This is a genomic window from Paenibacillus sp. TSA_86.1 (assembly GCF_052691815.1).
Map to the genome: position 1 here is coordinate 188,080 of NZ_JBQZGE010000006.1, position 19,315 is coordinate 207,394.

General features: G+C 40.9%; 18 protein-coding genes. All 18 read left to right on the forward strand.

Translation table 11 applies throughout. The features are described from left to right. Positions 1-238 precede the first annotated feature (238 nt). The 18 genes from ACUTVW_RS14940 (at position 239) to ACUTVW_RS15025 (ending at position 19,304) form a co-directional block, all read left to right on the forward strand. Positions 239-2,113 (forward strand): helicase-related protein, encoded by a 1,875-nt coding sequence (locus ACUTVW_RS14940; RefSeq protein WP_445646534.1) that lies wholly within the window; start codon positions 239-241, stop codon positions 2,111-2,113. 240 nt (positions 2,114-2,353) lie between these two features. Next, positions 2,354-3,175: a ComF family protein gene (locus tag ACUTVW_RS14945; RefSeq protein ID WP_445646535.1), complete on the forward strand. Its 822-nt coding sequence runs from the start codon at positions 2,354-2,356 to the stop codon at positions 3,173-3,175. Positions 3,176-3,407: 232 nt separating this feature from the next. Further along, positions 3,408-3,812 carry a TIGR03826 family flagellar region protein gene (locus tag ACUTVW_RS14950; protein WP_445646536.1) on the forward strand — a complete coding sequence of 135 codons (405 nt, stop codon included), beginning with the start codon at positions 3,408-3,410 and terminating at the stop codon, positions 3,810-3,812. A gap of 162 nt (positions 3,813-3,974) precedes the next feature. After that, a complete protein-coding gene (gene flgM, locus ACUTVW_RS14955; protein ID WP_445646537.1) occupies positions 3,975-4,259 on the forward strand; it encodes a flagellar biosynthesis anti-sigma factor FlgM in 285 nt (94 codons plus the stop codon). An 11-nt stretch (positions 4,260-4,270) separates the two neighbouring features. Further along, positions 4,271-4,774 (forward strand): flagellar protein FlgN, encoded by a 504-nt coding sequence (locus ACUTVW_RS14960; RefSeq protein ID WP_445646538.1) that lies wholly within the window; start codon positions 4,271-4,273, stop codon positions 4,772-4,774. A 19-nt stretch (positions 4,775-4,793) separates the two neighbouring features. Beyond that, positions 4,794-6,350 carry a flagellar hook-associated protein FlgK gene (gene flgK / locus ACUTVW_RS14965; RefSeq protein WP_445646539.1) on the forward strand — a complete coding sequence of 519 codons (1,557 nt, stop codon included), beginning with the start codon at positions 4,794-4,796 and terminating at the stop codon, positions 6,348-6,350. A 24-nt stretch (positions 6,351-6,374) separates the two neighbouring features. Then, a complete protein-coding gene (gene flgL / locus ACUTVW_RS14970) occupies positions 6,375-7,295 on the forward strand; it encodes a flagellar hook-associated protein FlgL (protein ID WP_445646540.1) in 921 nt (306 codons plus the stop codon). A 16-nt stretch (positions 7,296-7,311) separates the two neighbouring features. After that, entirely contained in the window at positions 7,312-7,881 is a 570-nt protein-coding gene (locus ACUTVW_RS14975; protein ID WP_445646541.1) for a DUF6470 family protein, read from the forward strand. 115 nt (positions 7,882-7,996) lie between these two features. Continuing rightward, positions 7,997-8,410, forward strand: a complete 414-nt coding sequence (fliW, locus tag ACUTVW_RS14980) for a flagellar assembly protein FliW (protein ID WP_445646611.1) — start codon at positions 7,997-7,999, stop codon at positions 8,408-8,410. Between the two features lies 1 nt (position 8,411). Next, on the forward strand, positions 8,412-8,657 hold the full coding sequence (gene csrA / locus ACUTVW_RS14985; RefSeq protein WP_434749190.1) for a carbon storage regulator CsrA: 246 nt from the start codon (positions 8,412-8,414) through the stop codon (positions 8,655-8,657). 144 nt (positions 8,658-8,801) lie between these two features. After that, positions 8,802-9,695: a flagellin Hag gene (hag, locus tag ACUTVW_RS14990; RefSeq protein ID WP_445646542.1), complete on the forward strand. Its 894-nt coding sequence runs from the start codon at positions 8,802-8,804 to the stop codon at positions 9,693-9,695. Between the two features lie 160 nt (positions 9,696-9,855). Continuing rightward, a complete protein-coding gene (locus ACUTVW_RS14995) occupies positions 9,856-11,727 on the forward strand; it encodes a glycosyltransferase (protein ID WP_445646543.1) in 1,872 nt (623 codons plus the stop codon). 214 nt (positions 11,728-11,941) lie between these two features. Then, positions 11,942-12,634 (forward strand): IspD/TarI family cytidylyltransferase, encoded by a 693-nt coding sequence (locus ACUTVW_RS15000; RefSeq protein WP_445646544.1) that lies wholly within the window; start codon positions 11,942-11,944, stop codon positions 12,632-12,634. 38 nt (positions 12,635-12,672) lie between these two features. Then, entirely contained in the window at positions 12,673-13,725 is a 1,053-nt protein-coding gene (locus ACUTVW_RS15005) for an NAD-dependent epimerase/dehydratase family protein (protein WP_445646545.1), read from the forward strand. Between the two features lie 27 nt (positions 13,726-13,752). After that, complete coding sequence (locus ACUTVW_RS15010) at positions 13,753-14,967, forward strand: CDP-glycerol glycerophosphotransferase family protein (protein ID WP_445646546.1); 1,215 nt, start codon at positions 13,753-13,755, stop codon at positions 14,965-14,967. 289 nt (positions 14,968-15,256) lie between these two features. After that, positions 15,257-15,982, forward strand: coding sequence for an IspD/TarI family cytidylyltransferase (locus ACUTVW_RS15015; protein WP_445646547.1), 726 nt, complete (start codon positions 15,257-15,259; stop codon positions 15,980-15,982). A 22-nt stretch (positions 15,983-16,004) separates the two neighbouring features. Continuing rightward, positions 16,005-17,054, forward strand: coding sequence for an NAD-dependent epimerase/dehydratase family protein (locus ACUTVW_RS15020; protein ID WP_445646548.1), 1,050 nt, complete (start codon positions 16,005-16,007; stop codon positions 17,052-17,054). A 75-nt stretch (positions 17,055-17,129) separates the two neighbouring features. Beyond that, entirely contained in the window at positions 17,130-19,304 is a 2,175-nt protein-coding gene (locus ACUTVW_RS15025) for a hypothetical protein (protein WP_445646549.1), read from the forward strand. The last annotated feature ends 11 nt before the right edge of the window (positions 19,305-19,315 follow it).

Consider the following 19,315-nt stretch of genomic DNA (forward strand, 5'->3'; position numbering starts at 1 on the left):
TGATTGGGCAGCTAGTGTTTTTGACGGAATGCGTTGATCATAAAGCAGGCTCAGGTCAGTTAGGCAAGGTGTAGATTGGAAAATGAGGAATTGTTTTGAAGTGGAATCATCGTTATACTGAGAGAAGAAGCAAAGCTGTGATATAAACAATGGACATGAAGCACATGCTCCGGCGAAGGCGCCGGTTGGTATGTGCTTTTTTTGCGTTTCTGGACTTAAAAAGGGGAGGGAATGGCAGATGCAGGTTGGGCTTTATGTGTGCCGGGTGGGTGAGGCGTGGACTATGGTGATGTCTATTGATCTCCGGGTAGATGTGGTGTGGTGGCTGGAGGGGTTGAGTGGATGGAATGCGCAGCAATGGCTGGTGTTAAGCATGCAGTTGCCGTTAAGTCAGGCTTCATGGCTGGTGGATCAATTCGAGCCAGCACGTAGCATGAATCAATGGCGGACGGAGGCGTGGCAAAGTTATTTGAACAAGAAGCTGGACTTGTACGAGCAGCTCTCGGGTGAAACGGAGGCAAGGATAGGAACTGCTGCTGCGCATGCAGTTAGGGTGGGCGGGATGCCAAAGTCATATCCCGCCGAGTATTGGGCTCAGCTGGAGCAGTGCGCAGCATGGCTGGCTGAGCGGATGAGCGGCCGCCAATTACTGGCGGCCGAGGCCGAGGCGCTGCTGGCGGCGGAGCCCGCCATGCCGCCCGGGGGCTGGCGCGCGGCTGCGCAGCTCGCGCGCTTGCATGGGCGGCTGCAACTGACAGCCGCCCTCGAAGGGCCCGCCACGCGCCGCCGGCTCGCGTGGCTCGGCCGCGCGCGAAGCGCGCCCCGCTGCCACCGCTGTGGCAGCGAAGCCAGGCAGCGCGTGCCCTGCGCTGCCTGCGGCCTGGCGGCGTGCGCCTACTGCGAGGCATGCCTCGCGCTAGGGCGCAGCCGTGCCTGTGCGCTGCTGCTACGCAGTGCAGCGCAAGGGGCCGTGCCCGCACGCGGCGAAGCATCGCGTGGCACGGCCCTGGCCCCCACCGGCGGCGGACTCGCCCGGTGGGGGCTAAGCGCAGCGCAGAGCGCGGCAGCAGCCGCGGCGCTCGCGTTTTTGACCCGCCCGCCCGCCGGGGATGGGCCGGGGCGGTTCTTGCTCTGGGCCGTGACCGGGGCCGGCAAGACCGAAATGATATTCCCCCTAATCCAGCACACGCTGGATCAAGGGGGACGAGCGCTGGTCGCTACACCGCGCAGGGATGTCGTGCTGGAGCTGGCTCCGCGCCTCGCCAAAGCGTTCCCGGACACCTCGCTCGCGACGCTCTATGGCGGAAGTTCGGAGCGCTGGAAAGACGCTCAGCTCACGCTGGCGACCACACACCAGCTCATGCGTTTTTACCAAGGGTTTGATCTGGTAATCATCGACGAGCTGGATGCGTTTCCTTACCATAACGATCCCATGCTGGCTCACGCCGCCGCTTCGTGTTGCAAACCGGATGGCAACTTCGTTTATTTGTCCGCTACGCCGCCAGCCCGGTTACAACGTGAGGTTGCTCTGGGCAAGCTTGTTCATGCGAAAGTGCCAGTCCGTTTTCACCGGCATCCGCTGCCTGTACCGAAACTGATCAGCATGCCTACCGTGGCGCAGTGCATCAAACGTAAACAACTTCCAGCCTCCATCGTAAGGAGCATTCGCGCTTCCTTACAGCGTGATGCCCAAGTGTTTGTTTTTGTAACACGTATCGCCCAGATTGAGGCTTTTGTGCATCTGATGCGCCGGAATTTCCCGAACATCCCGATCGAAGGGACGTCGTCACAGGATACGGAGCGGGCCGCCAAAGTCATTGCATTTCGGGAACGCTCCATCCGTCTACTCGTGACAACCACCATTCTGGAACGAGGAGTGACGATCCCGCGGAGTGATGTGTTCATTTTGGATGCGGACAACGGACTTTTCGATGAGGCCTCATTGGTGCAGATGGCAGGCCGTGCAGGGCGCTCCTTGGACGATCCGGCAGGTCGTGTCGTGTTCGCTGCATCCCGCCGTACACGCTCTCAAGCCAAAGCCGTAGCGCAGATTCGTAAAATGAATGCCATTGCTCGTCGTAAAGGTTACCTGCATCCACCAGCCTCCAAATAGTCAAATTACATCAATGTACCCACCTGAACTTGAACAGGCGCACGGTAGACTAATCTTCTAAAAGAACAAATTTTTGTACCAGAATAATCTATCCTTTAAACAAAATCATTACATCTCTTCACTTAACGCTATCACTAACACTAACGCTATCGCCGTCACACATCCTGAGACTGAACACTTTCAACATACTTAAGCTCGCCACTTCTACTCATTATTTCGTCAAGAAAGGAGAAACACTTCATGCTTCGTTATATCTCCCATATCCTCGAACGTGTTCAACATATAACCAGGCATCTCCATCCACTGCTCGGCCCACCTGGTTCACCATGCTTGACTTGCGGAACTCGTGCGATTTTATCCTCACGTTACCCGGCGATATGCCAGCCTTGTGTGCAGCAGATTCCATGGATTCGGTCGATCCGCTGTCAACGATGTGGACGTGGTGTTGGATGCCCGGACTGTGCGCGTCCGCAGATGCAGAACCGCTCTTTTATCTGCAATCGGAGCGCCGTCCAATATAACGATCTGATGAAAGATTGGATAAGCCTATATAAATTTCGAGGCCATGAGCGCTACGCCCCGCTGCTAACTGCACTATTGATCCAAGCCTTTCAGGCGATGAGTGAGGAACTGACTTCTATATGTAAAAAGGAAACCAGGGAGCCGCCATGGCGTCCTGACGCTGTCACGTATGTACCCGTGAGCGGGGAACGCTTGGCCGAACGCGGCTTTAATCAGGCGGAGCGGCTGGCAGCAGGCCTTGCCACCGCCGCTCGTCTGCCCTGTATTGATCTGTTGCAGCGCCAGATCAACACAGGGAAACAAAGCTTCAAGTCTCGCGCCGAGCGGTTCGAAACGATGAAACATGCCTTTTTGATCAAGCTTGATGAATTTGATTTCAGTCTGCTCAGGAATTACAACAAGCCGTTTAGACTACTTTTAATCGATGACATCTATACGACCGGTAGTACGTTAGATGCTTGTGGACATGTCATTTTACAGGCAGCAAGTAACACTGGCATCCCGGTGGAAATCTATACACTCACATTAGCGCGGTCTTAATATGTTATTTTCATCGCTCAAAAAGTCAGAGTAATAAAAACGTTGGGATATATACAATAAGGTAAGATAACCTATTTAAAATAGCGGTGATCGACTTTAAGAAAGATTTCATATATACGCAATCTCATGCATTTTATATTTATCAATATTGTATAGACTTCACGTGAGAAAATAAGGTAATGTATAGATATTAACTATTCGGAAAAGGAAGTTGGAGAGGGGAGTTTTAGCGATGAATTTAGGAAATTGTCCTCGTTGCGGCAGATTGTATGCATTGAATTTTCGGGATGTATGCTCGAACTGTATCAAGGAGATGGAACAGGAATATCAAGTATGTGTAGAATATTTACGCGAGAACAAAGGCACTAACATACAGGATTTATCTGATGCAACTGAAGTTTCAATCAAAACAATCACCAAGTTTATTCGGGAGGGACGGATTTCCATCGAAAACGCCCCGAATATGATGTATCCTTGTGAAGTATGTGGGACTTTGATTCGAGAGGGACACATGTGTGATTCCTGTCGTACTCGATTAACCAAAGACTTGGCTGGCGCTGCTCGTGAAGTAGGTCAGAAGGAGAACAACCAAGTAGGCGTACGAACCTACAATACTGTCGACAAACTACGGAACTAATAGGAACGTGGTCTTAAATACGAATAATGCTATAACAAATGTTTTGGAACGTACCGATAAACTTATTAAAGATTATCGGTTTTTTTTATTATCCTACTCATTTCAAACACATAAAGATAAAGAAAGAACATTCTATTTTATTTGAAAGGAAGTGCACTTCGAATGAAAATCAACGAACCGAGTCGAATTGGAGCCATCAATTCATATCAGAGGAATGTAGAATCCAATCAGCAGGCTGAGGCCAAGAAAAGCCGCCGCAAGGATGAAGTATCCATTTCTCCGGAGGCGATAAAGATGCTTGAAGAACAAGGACGTACGCAAGATGCGGGACGGTTGCAACGGATTCAAGAATTAAAAGAACAGGTGGGCTCAGGAACGTATCAGGTAGACAGTAGCAAGCTTGCTGACAAGTTGCTACCGTATTTCAAGTCTTTTGATAAGGAATAGGTGATTATGTAATGGCAGCACTGGACAGATTAATTGCAGTTTTAGAGCAGATGGAACAAAGTCACCGCGATATGCTGGCACTCTGTCAGGTTAAACGAGAGGTAATCGTAAAAAATGATGTGGACCAGCTTATTGCTATCATGAATAAGGAATCTAAGTTTATGAAACTGCAGGAACCGCTTGATACGGAACGACTGCATGCTGTTCATGAACTACTTCAGGAGCGTGGCATCAAGTCCATGCTGAACCTGAATATTACCGAGATTTCCAAGCTGATCTTTGATCCGGCTGACAAACAGCGATTGTTTGAAGTTCAGAAGAAGCTGGCGGGAACATTACAGGAACTGAAAAACATTAATCAACTGAATCAAAAGCTGATCGAGCAATCGTTAATGTTTATTGATCTATCGATGGACATGTTTGCTTCGAGACCGGAACAGGATGCAACTTATCAGCATCCTGCTGATAAGCAGGGCAATCCAGGGCGAATCGGTCTGTTCGACACGCGTGCCTGATTAAATAGGGGGAAACCAGGTGACATCTACATTTCATTCAATCGAAACGGCTAGACGCAGTTTGTTCGCACAGACGACCGCTCTTAGCACGACAGGTCATAACATCGCTAATGCCAACACGGAAGGGTATTCGCGTCAAAGAGTAAATATGCAGGCATCCATTCCTATGGAGCCGTTTGCATTTCTGCATAGTACAACACCAGGACAACTCGGGACAGGGGTCGAATTTGACTCCATTACCCGTATTCGCGAGAAATTTTTGGATGACCAGTACCGCAATGAAAATACCAACTTCGGAAGTTGGTCCATTCAGCGGGATACGCTGGAGAAACTTGAGGCGATTGTCAACGAGCCTTCCAAAACAGGTTTTCGTACCGTTATGGATAATTTTTATAAATCCTGGTCAGATCTAAGTAAAAACCCGGAAGATGTTACGGCTCGCCGCATCGTTAAAGAGACCACGCTCGCTCTCACCGACGCCATGAATCAGATTAGTCGCCAATTAGACTCTCTGGATCAGGATCTGGACAGTAATATTGCAGTAAAAGGCAATGAGATTCAGGGTTACCTGGGTAACATTGCTAACCTGAACAGCGCAATCGTTAAAGTTGAATCTCTTGGTGATAATGCAAACGATTTGCGTGACCAACGTGACTTAATGGCAGACAAGCTGTCCAAAATTATGAATATCAGCGTTACGGATTCACCACAGGGTTATCAAGTTCAGATGAATGGACAAGCACTTGTGACTGGTGGAGCTGTACAGGCTACAGTAGATTCGGCGTTTTTGAATGACGCATATACAGCAGGCACACTCACGAACGGTGAGGTTCATGGCATGATCAAGTCCAGAGATACACTGGTGAGCGATTACCGTAAACAAATGGATGAGTTAGCGAATACGCTGGCTAACGGTGATATTGAGATTACTATCCCTGCGGGTTCTGTACTACCTGATAATACCGTCCTGGATAATGTTACATACACAGGAGCAGCGCGGACACTGGCAAGTGATCTCAAGGTTACTGTCAAAGGTTTAAACGGATTGCATCAGCTTGGGTACAGCATGGATGGTACGAACACCGGAGCTTTACCGTTCTTTACTGCAGCTGGCGGTGGGACTGCAATTACAGCGGGGAATATCTCCTTGAATGCAGCCATCGTGGCTGATCCCAATAAGATTGCCACTTCACTTCGGACAACAACGAATGCATCTGGAACAGAAACGGTAATCAAAGGAAATAATACACTGGCTAATCTACTTGCTAATCTCAAAGATACACCAATGAAATCAGCCGACGGCTTGCGTAATGCAACCATTGGAGGCCAATTTAGCGCTATCGTAGGTCAACTGGGTGTACAATCTCAGGAAGCTGCGCGCCAAACTTCCAACTCGGAGTTTCTGGTACAACAGGTAGATACGCGTCGTCAATCCGTTAGTGGTGTATCGCTGGATGAAGAGATGGGGAACATGATCAAGTTCCAGCATGCATATAGTGCATCTGCTCGATTTATGACCACATATGACCAACTGCTTGATAAATTAATTAACTCTACGGGTATGGTAGGCAGATAATAAGAAAGGAGAGGACTAAAGATAATGCGAGTTACCAATAATATGTTGAGTTCACAGTTGATTCTTAACCTGAACCGAAATGCACAGCAGATGAACAATACACAGACTCAATTGGCCACAGGGCGTAAGATTAACAAGCCATCGGATGATCCGGTTGGAATTACCTATTCTCTTCGTTATCGTGGGGAACTATCGTCTAATGAGCAGTATCAGAAAAATGTGGACAGTGCGATATCCTGGCTAGACTTCAATGATACCGTTATGGATCAGGCAGGAAGTGTAGTACAGCGTTTGAGAGAATTAACGGTACAGGCTGCAACCGGAACGAATCCACAGTCTGCTCTGGACAGCATCAATCAAGAAGTGAAACAGTTAAAAGCTCAGCTCATCGATATTTCAAACAGTACACTGAACGGGAAATATATTTTTAATGGTGAAAATTATACGGCTAAACCGTACGATTTTCCTACAAATGCGGATGGATCCTTTGATACATCCGGTGCTGCCTCAGTTCTTACGGATACAGGCAAGATTAATTATATCGTTGGTGAAAGTATCCAGCTTCCGATCAATGTGACCGGTAATGAAGTGTTTGGAAACTCTTCTGAGGCCGATAACTTGTTTGTCATCTTTAATACGATTAGTCAGGCTCTAGCCAGCGGAGATCAGAAGGAGTTATCGAATCAACTTAACAATATTGATTCGCGGACAAACCAAATGCTTTCCATTCGAGCAGAGATCGGCGCAAAAACCAATCGTATAGAACTAATGCAAGGCAGACTGAGTGATCTGGAAGTTAATTTATCTGATTTACAGTCTAAGGTTGAAGATGCGGATTATGCTGAATTATCCATTAAATCGAAAATTCAGGAAAATATTTATAATGCTTCGCTGTCTACAGGAGCTAAGATCATTTCCCAATCATTGGTTGACTTTCTAAGATAAAAGGGGAGATCCTCTGGTGAGTAGTATTCCAATGCTTCAGATCCATACAACACCTACTGTAATTCATATGGATGCAGACATGGGGAAATACTCCATTCGGCAACCGAAAGCAGAGATGGAGCTTCGTACCACGCCCGGAAAATTAACGGTACAAAGCCATCCAATTGACCTTAATGTGGATCAGTCCAAGGCCTTCTCAGCCTATCATGGAGGAAATATGTTTGATATGAATGCCCGGATCTATTCAGGTATTCAGCAGATTTTTCTGCAAAATATGGCTGAGCGTGTACAGCAAGGGAACGAGCTTGCAGCAATTCATAAGCCGGGCAATACGATTGCAAACATTGTGGGAACGAACTGGCAAGCGAAGCCTTTTCCAGAAACACGTACTCCTGCATCTTCAGGTAATGTGGCTATCCGTATTTCGACGAGAGCGCCTGACATTCGTTTTGAGGCAGGGAAATCAGAAATGAATGTCACGGTAAACAAACCTGAGATTGAGTACCAACGAGGAAAGTTGGATATCTATGTACAACAATACGGTTCTGTGCAGTACACTCCGCCTTCAATAGATATCGGATTATAAGTTATACTATAGAGCTATAGACGGTTGAAAGCATCCGCTATAGCTTTTTTTATCTAAAATTATTATCGCCAGGGAGGCGTTTATCATTTTTATTGAGACAAGTACTTGGGGCAAGATTGAAGTCGATGAAAAAAGTATATATCAATTTCCAAGAGGTTTGCCTGGTTTCGAAGATGAAACAAGTTTTGCGTTAATTCCTTGGGAAGAGACGCCTTTTAGTTATCTACAATCGTTAAAGGAGAAAGAACTCTCATTTTTGGTGGTTAGTCCATTTGAATTCAGGCAGGATTACAGTTTCGAACTCAGTGACGAAGATAAAGAAGAATTACTAATAGAAGAAGACGTGGCTGTCTTCTCTATCGTTACCATTCATTCCGAAATAACGAAATCTACAATGAATTTGCTCGCTCCGGTTGTGGTTAATCCTGTGAAGAGAATAGGTAAACAAGTGGTTTTACAACAATCGAGTTATCTGACCAGACATCTGATCTGGACGGAAGAACTGACTCCAACGAAGGGGGGAGCCTAAGATGTTAGTATTATCACGCAAAAAAGGCGAATCGATTATCATTCAGGATAATATCGAAGTAACTATTCTCGCGGTGGAAGGGGATACGGTGCGAATCGGTATATCTGCTCCCAAGCAGATTGATATCTTTCGAAAAGAGGTATATGCATCCATTCAGGAGGCTAACCGGGAATCAGCTGCACCAGATGCTCCAAGTGTTGCTGCCTTTATGGAGCTGCTTCAAGGAGTAGAGAACAAAAAAAAATAAAAAAATTCCAATTCACTATAAACAGTTCTCCTCTTCCTGTCGATATATAGTTTAGACGCTGCTTCGGCAGGGCGGCCGACCTTAATGTCGCGGCGTTTACCACATGGATGTGGAACTAACTTATTTTCAGGGAGGAAATTTCTAATGATTATCAATCACAATATCGCTGCAATGAACACTCACCGTCAACTGGGTGCAAACACAACAAACACAAACAAAGCAATTGAAAAATTGTCTTCCGGTCTGCGTATCAACCGTGCTGGTGACGATGCTGCAGGTTTGGCAATCTCCGAAAAAATGCGCGGTCAAATCCGCGGTTTGGATATGGCTACTAAAAACGGTCAAGACAGCATTTCCTTGATCCAAACAGCTGAGGGTGCGTTGAACGAAACTCACTCCATCCTGCAACGTATGCGTGAGCTTGCAGTACAATCTTCCAATGATACAAACACAGATAAAGACCGTACTGCATTGCAAGATGAAGTAAACGAGTTGGCGAAAGAGATCACTCGTATCTCCAACACAACTGAGTTCAACACAAAGAAATTGCTTAACGGTTTCGCAGATGGTGCTTCTTCTGTAACTAACGCTGCTAACCTGAGCTTCCACATTGGTGCAAATGCTGACCAAAACATCACTTTGACAATCAAAGCGATGGATGCTGCAAGCCTTGGGGTTGGTGCAGCTACTGGATCTACTTCTGCAACTGGTGCAACAGCAGCTGCTGTAACTGGTGGTATCAGCATCTCCAGCGCAACTTCTGCAAATGCTGCAATCACAACAATCAACAGTGCGATTGAAACAGTTTCCACTGAGCGTGCTAAACTGGGTGCTTACCAAAACCGTTTGGAGCACACAATCAACAACTTGGGAACAACTTCCGAGAACTTGTCTGCTGCTGAATCCCGTATTCGTGACGTAGACATGGCGAAAGAAATGATGAACCAAACGAAAAACAACATCTTGGCTCAAGCTTCCCAAGCGATGTTGGCACAAGCAAACCAACAGCCACAAGCTGTTCTGCAATTGTTGCGTTAATTTTAAGTTTTATAGAAAACTGCCAAGTTTTATCTTGGCAGTTTTTTTGCGTTAAAAATAGATTTACAAAACTTCTCAAATAAAATTACCGAAAAACGACTAATTAAAACAGGAAAATCCACCGACATATAATATAAGACTGAAGAGACGAGAGGGTTCTATGACTAAAACAATATCCTTATGTATGATCGTAAAAAATGAAGAGAACGTGTTGGAACGCTGTTTAGATAGTGTTAGAGAGTTTGTTGATGAAATCATTATTGTAGATACGGGCTCGATCGATGGCACACGAGACATAGCAAGAAGATATACAGATAAAATCTATTCCTTTGAATGGATTCATGATTTCTCTGCAGCTAGGAACGAATCCATTGGATATGCAGCATCTGATTATATCTTAGTGTTGGATGCTGACGAGTATTTAGAATCGGGTCATGAATTGCAACAAGATTTGCAAAAGGAACTAGATTACTATGTCTTTAATATTAAAAATACAACAGATCAAGGTACGACATTTAATCATACTGCAATAAGGCTATTCAGAAATAATATTGAATTATGTTATGAAAACAGATTACATGAACATTTGAACATTATTGATAAAAACTTTACAAGTGGAATTGCTAACGGTTTAATTGTTCACTCGGGATACGGGGATTTTACTAAACTTGAAGAAAAAAAGGTGAATCGAAATCTTCCGCTGATGAAATTGGAAGTTAAAGAAAATCCGACAGGATATAACTTGTTTAATATGGGGAAAACATATTTTGGATTACAGGATTACATGAAGGCAGTAGAGTTTTTCAAACGTGCATATTCATTAAGTAAGGATCGCATTTACCTGCCTGAATTAATAACTAAATTGGCATATGCGCTTGCAGAGATTGGACAAATCGATGAAGCATTAAATATTCTAAAAGATGCTACGATCATTTATCCTACCGAAACCGAAATGAAATATATCCAAGGAGTCGTATATAAAAAGGCAGGATATGATAAAGACGCTGAAGTTTGTTTCTTACACTGTCTTGAACTTGGGGACCAGGGTTCTACGGTGACGGAAGGTAGCGGGAGCTTTAGAGCTCATCTTCAGCTATCTGAACTATATGAACAAGATGGTTATTTAAATGAAAGTTATAAAGAGAAGATACAAGCGATGGAAATTAAGAACTCATTAGAAATTATTTTTGATTATTTGGAATTTACGTTGAGAATGAATCAGCCTGCTGAAGAAGTTATACAGAATATTGAGAAGTTTTATAAAATGGACAGTATTCAAGACTTGCAAAACCTAATGAATATGTTGTATGGTTTGCGTCATCCGTTACTGCATCACTACCTGGAAAAATTCAAAATAGCGGCAGATGCTTATATTAGTGCGGTCGCGATGATTTACAGTAAGGATCGGCAATTGATGAAGAATGTTTTGGATCGGACTGAGGATTTCACTAAAGAAGAAAATGGCGAAGATCTTCTACTCTTAGCGTATGTGTTCAAAGATGTAAATTTACTTACTCAACTTCAACCATTGATGAACTTGGGGAGCAAGGAATTAAAGAGTATTAGAATGCTCATTGAAGGAAAAGCTTTGCCTGGTTCAATCAGTGTGAGTTTAGAAAAAGTGTTGTTTGCATTGTGTGAGAAGTTAATTGTTATCGAGGAGTTTGATTTATTCCAGGAACTCGCGGAAAAACTTATGGAATTAAAACAAAATTATAAAATAACACTTAGCAAGCTCTTGAAAAAATATAACTTTGATGAGTTGGCTATAGATGTGTTAACTACCCTGTATAACAATAAAAACAATAACATTGAAGTCATGCAGTTGCTTGGAGACTTGTGTTTCCGGAATAACTATCTGGAAGATGCAGCATTCTTTTATAACTATCTAAAGGAAAATAACCCAACCTATAAAAACTATGAGAGATATTTCAATTTAACTAAAAATTCCAATAGTGAATTTGAGACAATGCAAGTGAAGAGGGAAATATCTAAACGTTATCCAGCTGCTCTATGGATAGCTAACATATAAATTTGAGTTAAAGAGTAAAGAAGTCAAATGAAAAATGTATTGATATTCGGAGCTTCTAGATATGGCAAGTGGATACTGTATCATTGGATGAGCGGGAATGAAAGAAAAAGTGTATGGTCTGAAGAAAGGGGGAGAATCGTTGCAGCATTATAATTAAATGATAATCAAGGAAATTATCAATTTATATATATGAGAATATAATGGGGTGTATTAGATGAATATCGCTTTATTAACAGCTGCAGGCACTGCCAGTAGAATGCGTCAGAGTATTCCGAAGCAATTTCTTCATATAGATAATAAACCAATTATAATTTACACAATGGAAGTTTTTCAGAATGATCCTAATATCGATGCTATAATGGTTGTTACCTTGGAGGGCTGGAGAGAAGTTTTGTTATCTTATGCTAAGCAACATGGGATCACAAAGTTAAAGTGGGTTGTTGCAGGTGGGGATACAGGTCAAGAATCAATCTACAAGGGTCTAATAGAAATACAAAAATCATGTGAAACAGAGGATACCATCATAGTTCATGATGGAAATCGTCCTCTAATTACGAATGAAATTATATCCGATAGTTTGGCTACATTTAAAAATTATGGGGGCGCTGTAGCCGCTATACCTTGTAATGAGGCAGTATTCCGAAGCGAGGATGGTTGTTCATCTGATTTTTATATACCGCGAGAACAGTTGTTTAGAACTCAAACGCCTCATACCTATACTCTGGGTAAACTTCTTTGGGCGCATGAAGAGGCAGCAAAAATGGGGATAGAAAATTCCGTAGCTAGTTGTACTCTAATGCAAGAGTTGGGCGAAAAAATATATTTATCAAAGGGCTCAGAAAAAAATATAAAGTTGACGACGATGGAAGATATGGAAATACTCAAGGCGCTTCTGCACACACAATAGGTCAATGTGGATGTAATATTCCGAGGAGACGATAACTTATGATCCAGAAAAAATTGAAATATGTTATGGATATAAAAAAAGTAGCAGATCAAGATCTCAACTGGAACAAGCTCACAAATAAGAAAATAGTAATATCAGGGGCCAGTGGGATGATCGGAAGATTTTTAATTGATGTAATTATGTATCGAAACAAGATTTATCAGGACAACATATCCATTATTGCTTTGGGTAGAAAAACGAGCCAAGGTATTGCTATATTTAAAGATTATTTAGAGGATGTACGATTTCAATTCATACCATGCGATATAAATGATCTAAATACGCTTAAGGGGATAGAGACTGTTGATTTTGTTATTCATGCAGCTAGTAAAACCCACCCACTGGAGTATTCAAATACACCCATTGATACGATATTAATTAATACGTTGGGAACAAACAATATGCTTGAACTAGCAGCTCGTGAAAAGGGCACGCGATTTGTAATGCTTTCTTCGGTCGAAGTATATGGAGAAAACAGAGGAGACGTTGAGGAATTTAATGAAGATTATTCTGGATATATTGACTGTAATACGTTAAGGGCAGGATATCCAGAAGGAAAACGAGTTTCAGAAGCGTTGTGCCAAGCGTATAGTAAAGAGAAAAATGTTGATTTTGTAACGGTTCGTTTAGCAAGAGTTTTTGGGCCGACTATGAATATGGATGATAGCAAGGCTTTGTCTCAACTTATAAAAAATGCAATAAATCAGGATGATGTTGTCCTTAAAAGTGAAGGTAATCAATACTTTAGCTATTGTTATGTCGGTGATGCAGTATTGGGGATTTTAAAAATAATGTTGGAGAGTAGAACTGGGGAATGTTACAACTTGTCTGGGAAGAATGGAAATATTACACTTAAAGAATTGGCAACTTACTTGGCGAACTTGAATGGTAAACAGATCAGATTCGAGATAGCAGATGAAGTTGAAAAAATCGGATATTCCAAGGCGAGTAAGGCTATCCTTAATCTCGACAAATTAAAGCAATTAAATTGGTCTCCTATATTTGATATTAAAGAAAGCTTGAAAAATACAGTTGAATTGTTGCAGGAATAAAAGAAATTATTATAATTTGGAGGCAACATGAGAGAGGCATTCAACGAGTACCTATATATTAGTTATAGAAAAATACAAGCTATGACTGTAGCTTTTTTTTACTATTTGTTTCGCATTTTGCCGATCGATGATAGAAAGGTTGTATTATCGAGTTTCGAAGGGAAGCAAGGATATAATTGTAATCCCAAATATATCGCAGAAGAATTATTGAGAAGAAATAAAACAAATCATCTGCCATTCAAACTTGTTTGGTTAGTTAACGACACAAATCGAACATTCCCAAATTCTATAATTGTGAAAAAAAACAATTTTTGGAACAGAGCATATCAACTATCAACTGCGGCTGTTTGGATTGATAACCATAGGAAACCGTTAGAGACCAGAAAACGAAAAAAACAATTGTATATAGGTACTTGGCATGGAGCCATTGGCTTTAAAGCTGTTGGTGAACTCAGAGGAAGTTCCTTTCCTACAATAGCCCGTTTGGTAAGCGAACATGATTCGAAACTAGTGGATTATTTTTTGTCTAATTCCTCATGGTGCAGTGATATGTATAGAAAAGCTTTTTTTTATGAAGGGGAAATTCTGAAGACCGGTTCTCCAAGGTGTGATATTTATAGAGAAGCTGAGGTTGCTCGAGAAAGAATATTAAAGGAGTTTCAACTTCCTAAGGGCTCTAAGATATTGATATATGCACCGACATTTCGAAGTGGAAGTCAGAAGACAGTCATGCATACATTGGCAGGCGGTAATCGGCTGTCCTATGAAGATTTACTAGAAACATTGGCTGAAAAGTTTAAGGGTGATTGGCATATATTTGTGAGACTGCATCCAGGGATTAAAACACGGAAGTTTGAAAGTGACGAGAATAATCCTAGAATTATTGATATTACGGAGAGGGATGACGTATACGATCTAATAGCAGCTTCTGATCTGTTTATTTCTGATTACTCAAGTATAGCTTTTGATGCGGCAACAATGAGAGTTCCCGTTTTTATCTTTGCTGAAGATTTAGAAGACTACATTCAAGAACGAGGTAATCTCCTTTGGAACATGGAAGATTTACCCTTTAAAGTTTCGTATAGTAATGATGAGTTATTGCGAAATATTGTTGAATTTGATGAGATGAAGTACCAAACGGAATTAGAACAATTTTATAAAAAAGTAGAATTATTAGAAGATGGACGTGCAGGTGAGAGAGTTGCAAATTTTATAGAGAGCCGTAGGATTGGCAGTAGTTGAAGAGATTTCAGAATGAAAATATAGAGAAGATGATTTCCTTAATTAAAGGGAATCATCTTTATTTCTTTTCCTGAAAAAGGTATTTATTGGGTGTGTCCTGGGGGCCTTTTTAACTAATGAAATTTTCTTTCTAGTCCGATATAAATTAGAGAACTTAAAGGTAAATCTACACATTTTATGTAACTTGAGAACTCTGTTGAGCCCGAGTTGATAGCAAATGTCAGTATTCATAGTAAACCATTTTTTATAACACATATGATATTAACAAATCTAGGAGGAATACAAAAAGATGATAACGGCAATCATTTTGGCTGGTGGCACTGGAGTTAGAATGAATAGTAGGACCAAACCGAAACAATTCTTAGAACTTCATGGAAAACCAATTATTATTTATACATTAGAACATTTCGAGAATCACCCACTTATTGATAATATTGTAGTGGTATGTGTTAGTGGTTGGCAAATTGAGCTTGAAAACGAAATTAAGAAGCATTACATTACTAAGGTTAAAAAGGTAGTTACTGGTGGCGAGACAGTTCAAATGTCCACATACAATGGTTTGAAGGCTATTTTTAATGAAAGTAATCAATCTGGAGAGAGTATAGCCATAATTCATGATGGAGTACGCCCATTAATTGATAAAAAATTAATAACGGACAACATTGAGATGGTTAAGCAGAGAGGCTCCTCAATCACAGTCAGTTATGCCATAGAAACAATATCTTCCGTAGATGATGATGGAAAAATTGTTAAAGTTGAAAATAGAGATAAAGCCAGAATTGCGAAAGCACCACAATGCTTTTATATGGACAAACTAATGGAAGCACACCATAGAGCTCAAAGTGAAGGAATTAATTGGATGATTGATGCAGCATCGCTGATGAATTATTACGGACATGATCTTCATACCGTAGTTGGATCAAATTATAATGTGAAAATTACAACCCCGGCTGATTATTATATTTTTAGAGCACTGTTTGAAGCAGAAGAGAACTCCCAGATATTCGGACTATAAAATGAAGAAATTAGGTGGTTAGATGAATACAACCTTGGAAAGTGACTTTGAATATATACAAAATGCTAACTTACCCTGGGAGAGATTAAAAAACAAAACAGTTTTTATTACTGGAGGTACTGGATTTATAGGTTCACTATTAGTTCGTTTTTTTGATTACATGAACAAAAAATATCAATGGAATACAAAAATTGTGACCCTCGTTCGTGATCAAAGTAAAGCAGAAATCTTATTAGATTCAGTTGGAGTAGAGATAATAAAAGGTGATATTTGTCAATTGCCACAGATTGAAATGGATATCGATTTTGTTTTTCATTGTGCAGCAATAACAAATTCAAAGGCAATGATTGAAGAGCCTGTTGAGGTGACGGAAGGGATTGTTCAAGGTACATTTAATCTGATGCGATTATCCCATGTTAAAAATGTAGAGAGTATTGTATTTCTCTCTTCAATGGAAGTATATGGTGTTAATGATGGGATTACCAGAGTAAGTGAGAAGGATCTGGGACATATTGAGATCTATAATGCAAGAAACTGTTATCCTCTAGGGAAGAGAATGGCTGAAAATATTTGTTTTAGTTTCTTTTCTGAGTACAAGGTTCCAGTTAAGGTTGCTAGACTTGCACAAACCTTCGGGGCAGGAATTTCTGATAATGAAAATAGAGTTTTTGCCCAATTTGCAAGAAGTGTTCTTTATGGCCAGGATATTATACTTCACACAGATGGGGCTGCAATGGGCAATTATTGCTATTCTGCGGATGCAATCCAGGCTCTTTTATATATTCTTTTCAACGGTAAAGAAGGGCAAGAATACAATGTGGTTAATGAACAAGCTAGTTTGAGTATTAGAGAAATGGCAGAGATTGTTGCTGAGAATGTTTCCGGAGGAAATATTAAGGTGAAATTTGATATCCCTCCTGTGAATAAATTCGGTTATGCTACCCCAAGTAATGTAAAACTATCGGCTGCCAAACTGCTGGAGCTAGGGTGGGAACCTAAATATGGTTTAGAACAGATGTATAAAAGAATGATTGATTATATGACTCTAACCGAACAAAAAGTGACTGTCTAACGGTACCTGAATTGAGATATCTCAAAATATTGTAACCTATTTAAATTATATAGTTGGATAGTGAGGTAGGGTTACATGATGGACGAACGAATTCTTCATATGTTTACGGAAGCGTTCAAAGAGTATAGCAAACTCCCTATAGCTTTATATGGTTTAGGAGTTAACACGAAGAAAATACTTGAGTTAGGTGATACGTTCAATTTTGTTGGAATTGTAGCAAATGATAGAGTTGGCGAAATCGTTTATGGTAGAGAAGTTCTGTCTATCGAGTCAGTTGTGGACAAAGCGGAAATCATCATCATTGTTTCTCAAATGAAATCTGTTAAAGCAATATACCAACGAATAAGAGATATTGAAGAGTATGGACTTGAAATTTACGATTTAACGGGTAATCAGCTGACTTCTAATCGCGGAAGTGAATTTCAAGAGGATCCCTATTGGGAGCTGAATTCAAAATTATTGAAAGAACATATCGATCGTAGTGACATCGTTTCGTTTGATCTATGGGACACACTAGTCATGCGAAAGGTTCTGAATCCGGCTCTGATTTTTAGTGTAGTTGAACAAAAAATGAATATTGTTTTGGATGACTTGAACTTTAAACAGTTGAGAACTGAAGCAGAGCAATTATTGTTGAACGAGGGAAAAGTTCCAACTCTAACAGAAATTTATCAGCTACTTCAAAAAAAACATTCAAAGCTCAGTTCACAGGTATGCGACCAGATGATGGAATTAGAAGTTTTGACAGAGATGAAGTATTCAATACAGAGAGAATCGGTTGTTCATTTACTGAACTATGCAAAAGAGCGTGGAAAACAGATTTATTTTCTTTTTGAGACTACTCTCACGGCTGTTCAGGTCAGCAAACTTCTTGAAAGCTGTTCAATTTTAGATGTGGCAGAAGCTCACATAGTGATCTCAAGTGAAGTGAACAAGACGACTCAAGACGGTTCATTGTTTGCATATTTTAATGAAATATCAGGTTCAGGTAAAAAAATGTTTATAGGTAACCGAAATGCTCATTTAGCCAAAGAACACAATATAGATGCACACTTTTTAGCGAATTCGTACGAGATGTTTAGTAAATCTTCAATTAATCATATTATCGATCAAGCAATTACGTTGAATGACAACATCATTCTTGGACTTTTTGCATCGAAGGCTTTTAATGATCCGTTTGCTTTGTCTTCCTCCAAGGGGAAGATGAAAATCGATAATTTATATGAACTTGGATACTACTGTTTCACGGCCTTAACACTAAAGTTCCTTACTTGGTTAATTGAGAAACATAAAGATAATAGTCGCTCAATCGTATTGTTTGCTTCACGAGATGGGTATTTTCTTCATCAGCTATACCAGAAAATTAGAAATAAATATATCAGTTTAGAGTTACCGGTAGGTATTTATTTTTATACATCAAGAAGAGCATTAACCGTTGCCTCCATCTATTCTGAAGCAGATATCATAAATATTGTTCGATCAGTATTAACTCTATCCGTGGGGAAACTTAACAAAATTTTAGAGCAACGATTAGGAGTTACTTTTGATGATCAGGATAAGGTACTTAATTGTGAACTCATTAATGTTGTAAGTAACGAGGATAGTACTTCAATTATAAACAGAGTTCTTGACTATAAATTACAAATTCTCAGTAATGCACAAAATGAGCGAGAAAATTATTTGAAATATATTAACAAAATTGTTGGTGATGACTACAGTGATAATTACAGGCTGTATCTCTTCGATTTATATACAAAAGGGACAAGTTATTACCACCTCAATAAATTATTATCAGCGAAAGTAGAGTTAGTATGCTTTGACCTGAAGGACCATCCAAATGAATTTATAACAAACTCTGATAGTGTACATCGCATGTATAAAGAATCTGATAAATTATCATTTTCTTTTTTTGAAAGAGTATATCAACTATTTGAGGTTGCGTATGCCTCTTCTGAAGGTCAACTACGATGTTTTGACAGTGAAGGTAATCCTGAATTTATTGAGAATAGCGAGTATAAATATAATGAGATCAAAACGTTGCAGAGAGGTATTATTGATTTTATGAGTGATTTGGAACATTTGGATGAAGATTGGTATTTGAAGTCTATTAATTTGAATATGACAGATTCTTTTGCTGAGATATTGGATGTAAGAAAAACGGTTATGTCTCCAACATTAAGCAAAGGATTTAGCTATTATGACAGTTTTGCTTCGGAAGACATGATGAACATATGGGAAAATACGGTTTAAGGGGAATCGGA

Excerpts from the sequence above, each read along its gene's own strand:
- ACUTVW_RS14940 (WP_445646534.1), top strand. The coding sequence starts at position 239 with ATGCAGGTTGGGCTTTATGTGTGCCGGGTGGGTGAGGCGTGGACTATG.
- ACUTVW_RS14945 (WP_445646535.1), top strand. The coding sequence starts at position 2,354 with ATGCTTCGTTATATCTCCCATATCCTCGAACGTGTTCAACATATAACC.
- ACUTVW_RS14950 (WP_445646536.1), top strand. The coding sequence starts at position 3,408 with ATGAATTTAGGAAATTGTCCTCGTTGCGGCAGATTGTATGCATTGAAT.
- flgM (WP_445646537.1), top strand. The coding sequence starts at position 3,975 with ATGAAAATCAACGAACCGAGTCGAATTGGAGCCATCAATTCATATCAG.
- ACUTVW_RS14960 (WP_445646538.1), top strand. The coding sequence starts at position 4,271 with ATGGCAGCACTGGACAGATTAATTGCAGTTTTAGAGCAGATGGAACAA.
- flgL (WP_445646540.1), top strand. The coding sequence starts at position 6,375 with ATGCGAGTTACCAATAATATGTTGAGTTCACAGTTGATTCTTAACCTG.
- csrA (WP_434749190.1), top strand. The coding sequence starts at position 8,412 with ATGTTAGTATTATCACGCAAAAAAGGCGAATCGATTATCATTCAGGAT.
- hag (WP_445646542.1), top strand. The coding sequence starts at position 8,802 with ATGATTATCAATCACAATATCGCTGCAATGAACACTCACCGTCAACTG.
- ACUTVW_RS14995 (WP_445646543.1), top strand. The coding sequence starts at position 9,856 with ATGACTAAAACAATATCCTTATGTATGATCGTAAAAAATGAAGAGAAC.
- ACUTVW_RS15000 (WP_445646544.1), top strand. The coding sequence starts at position 11,942 with ATGAATATCGCTTTATTAACAGCTGCAGGCACTGCCAGTAGAATGCGT.
- ACUTVW_RS15005 (WP_445646545.1), top strand. The coding sequence starts at position 12,673 with ATGATCCAGAAAAAATTGAAATATGTTATGGATATAAAAAAAGTAGCA.
- ACUTVW_RS15010 (WP_445646546.1), top strand. The coding sequence starts at position 13,753 with ATGAGAGAGGCATTCAACGAGTACCTATATATTAGTTATAGAAAAATA.
- ACUTVW_RS15015 (WP_445646547.1), top strand. The coding sequence starts at position 15,257 with ATGATAACGGCAATCATTTTGGCTGGTGGCACTGGAGTTAGAATGAAT.
- ACUTVW_RS15020 (WP_445646548.1), top strand. The coding sequence starts at position 16,005 with ATGAATACAACCTTGGAAAGTGACTTTGAATATATACAAAATGCTAAC.
- ACUTVW_RS15025 (WP_445646549.1), top strand. The coding sequence starts at position 17,130 with ATGATGGACGAACGAATTCTTCATATGTTTACGGAAGCGTTCAAAGAG.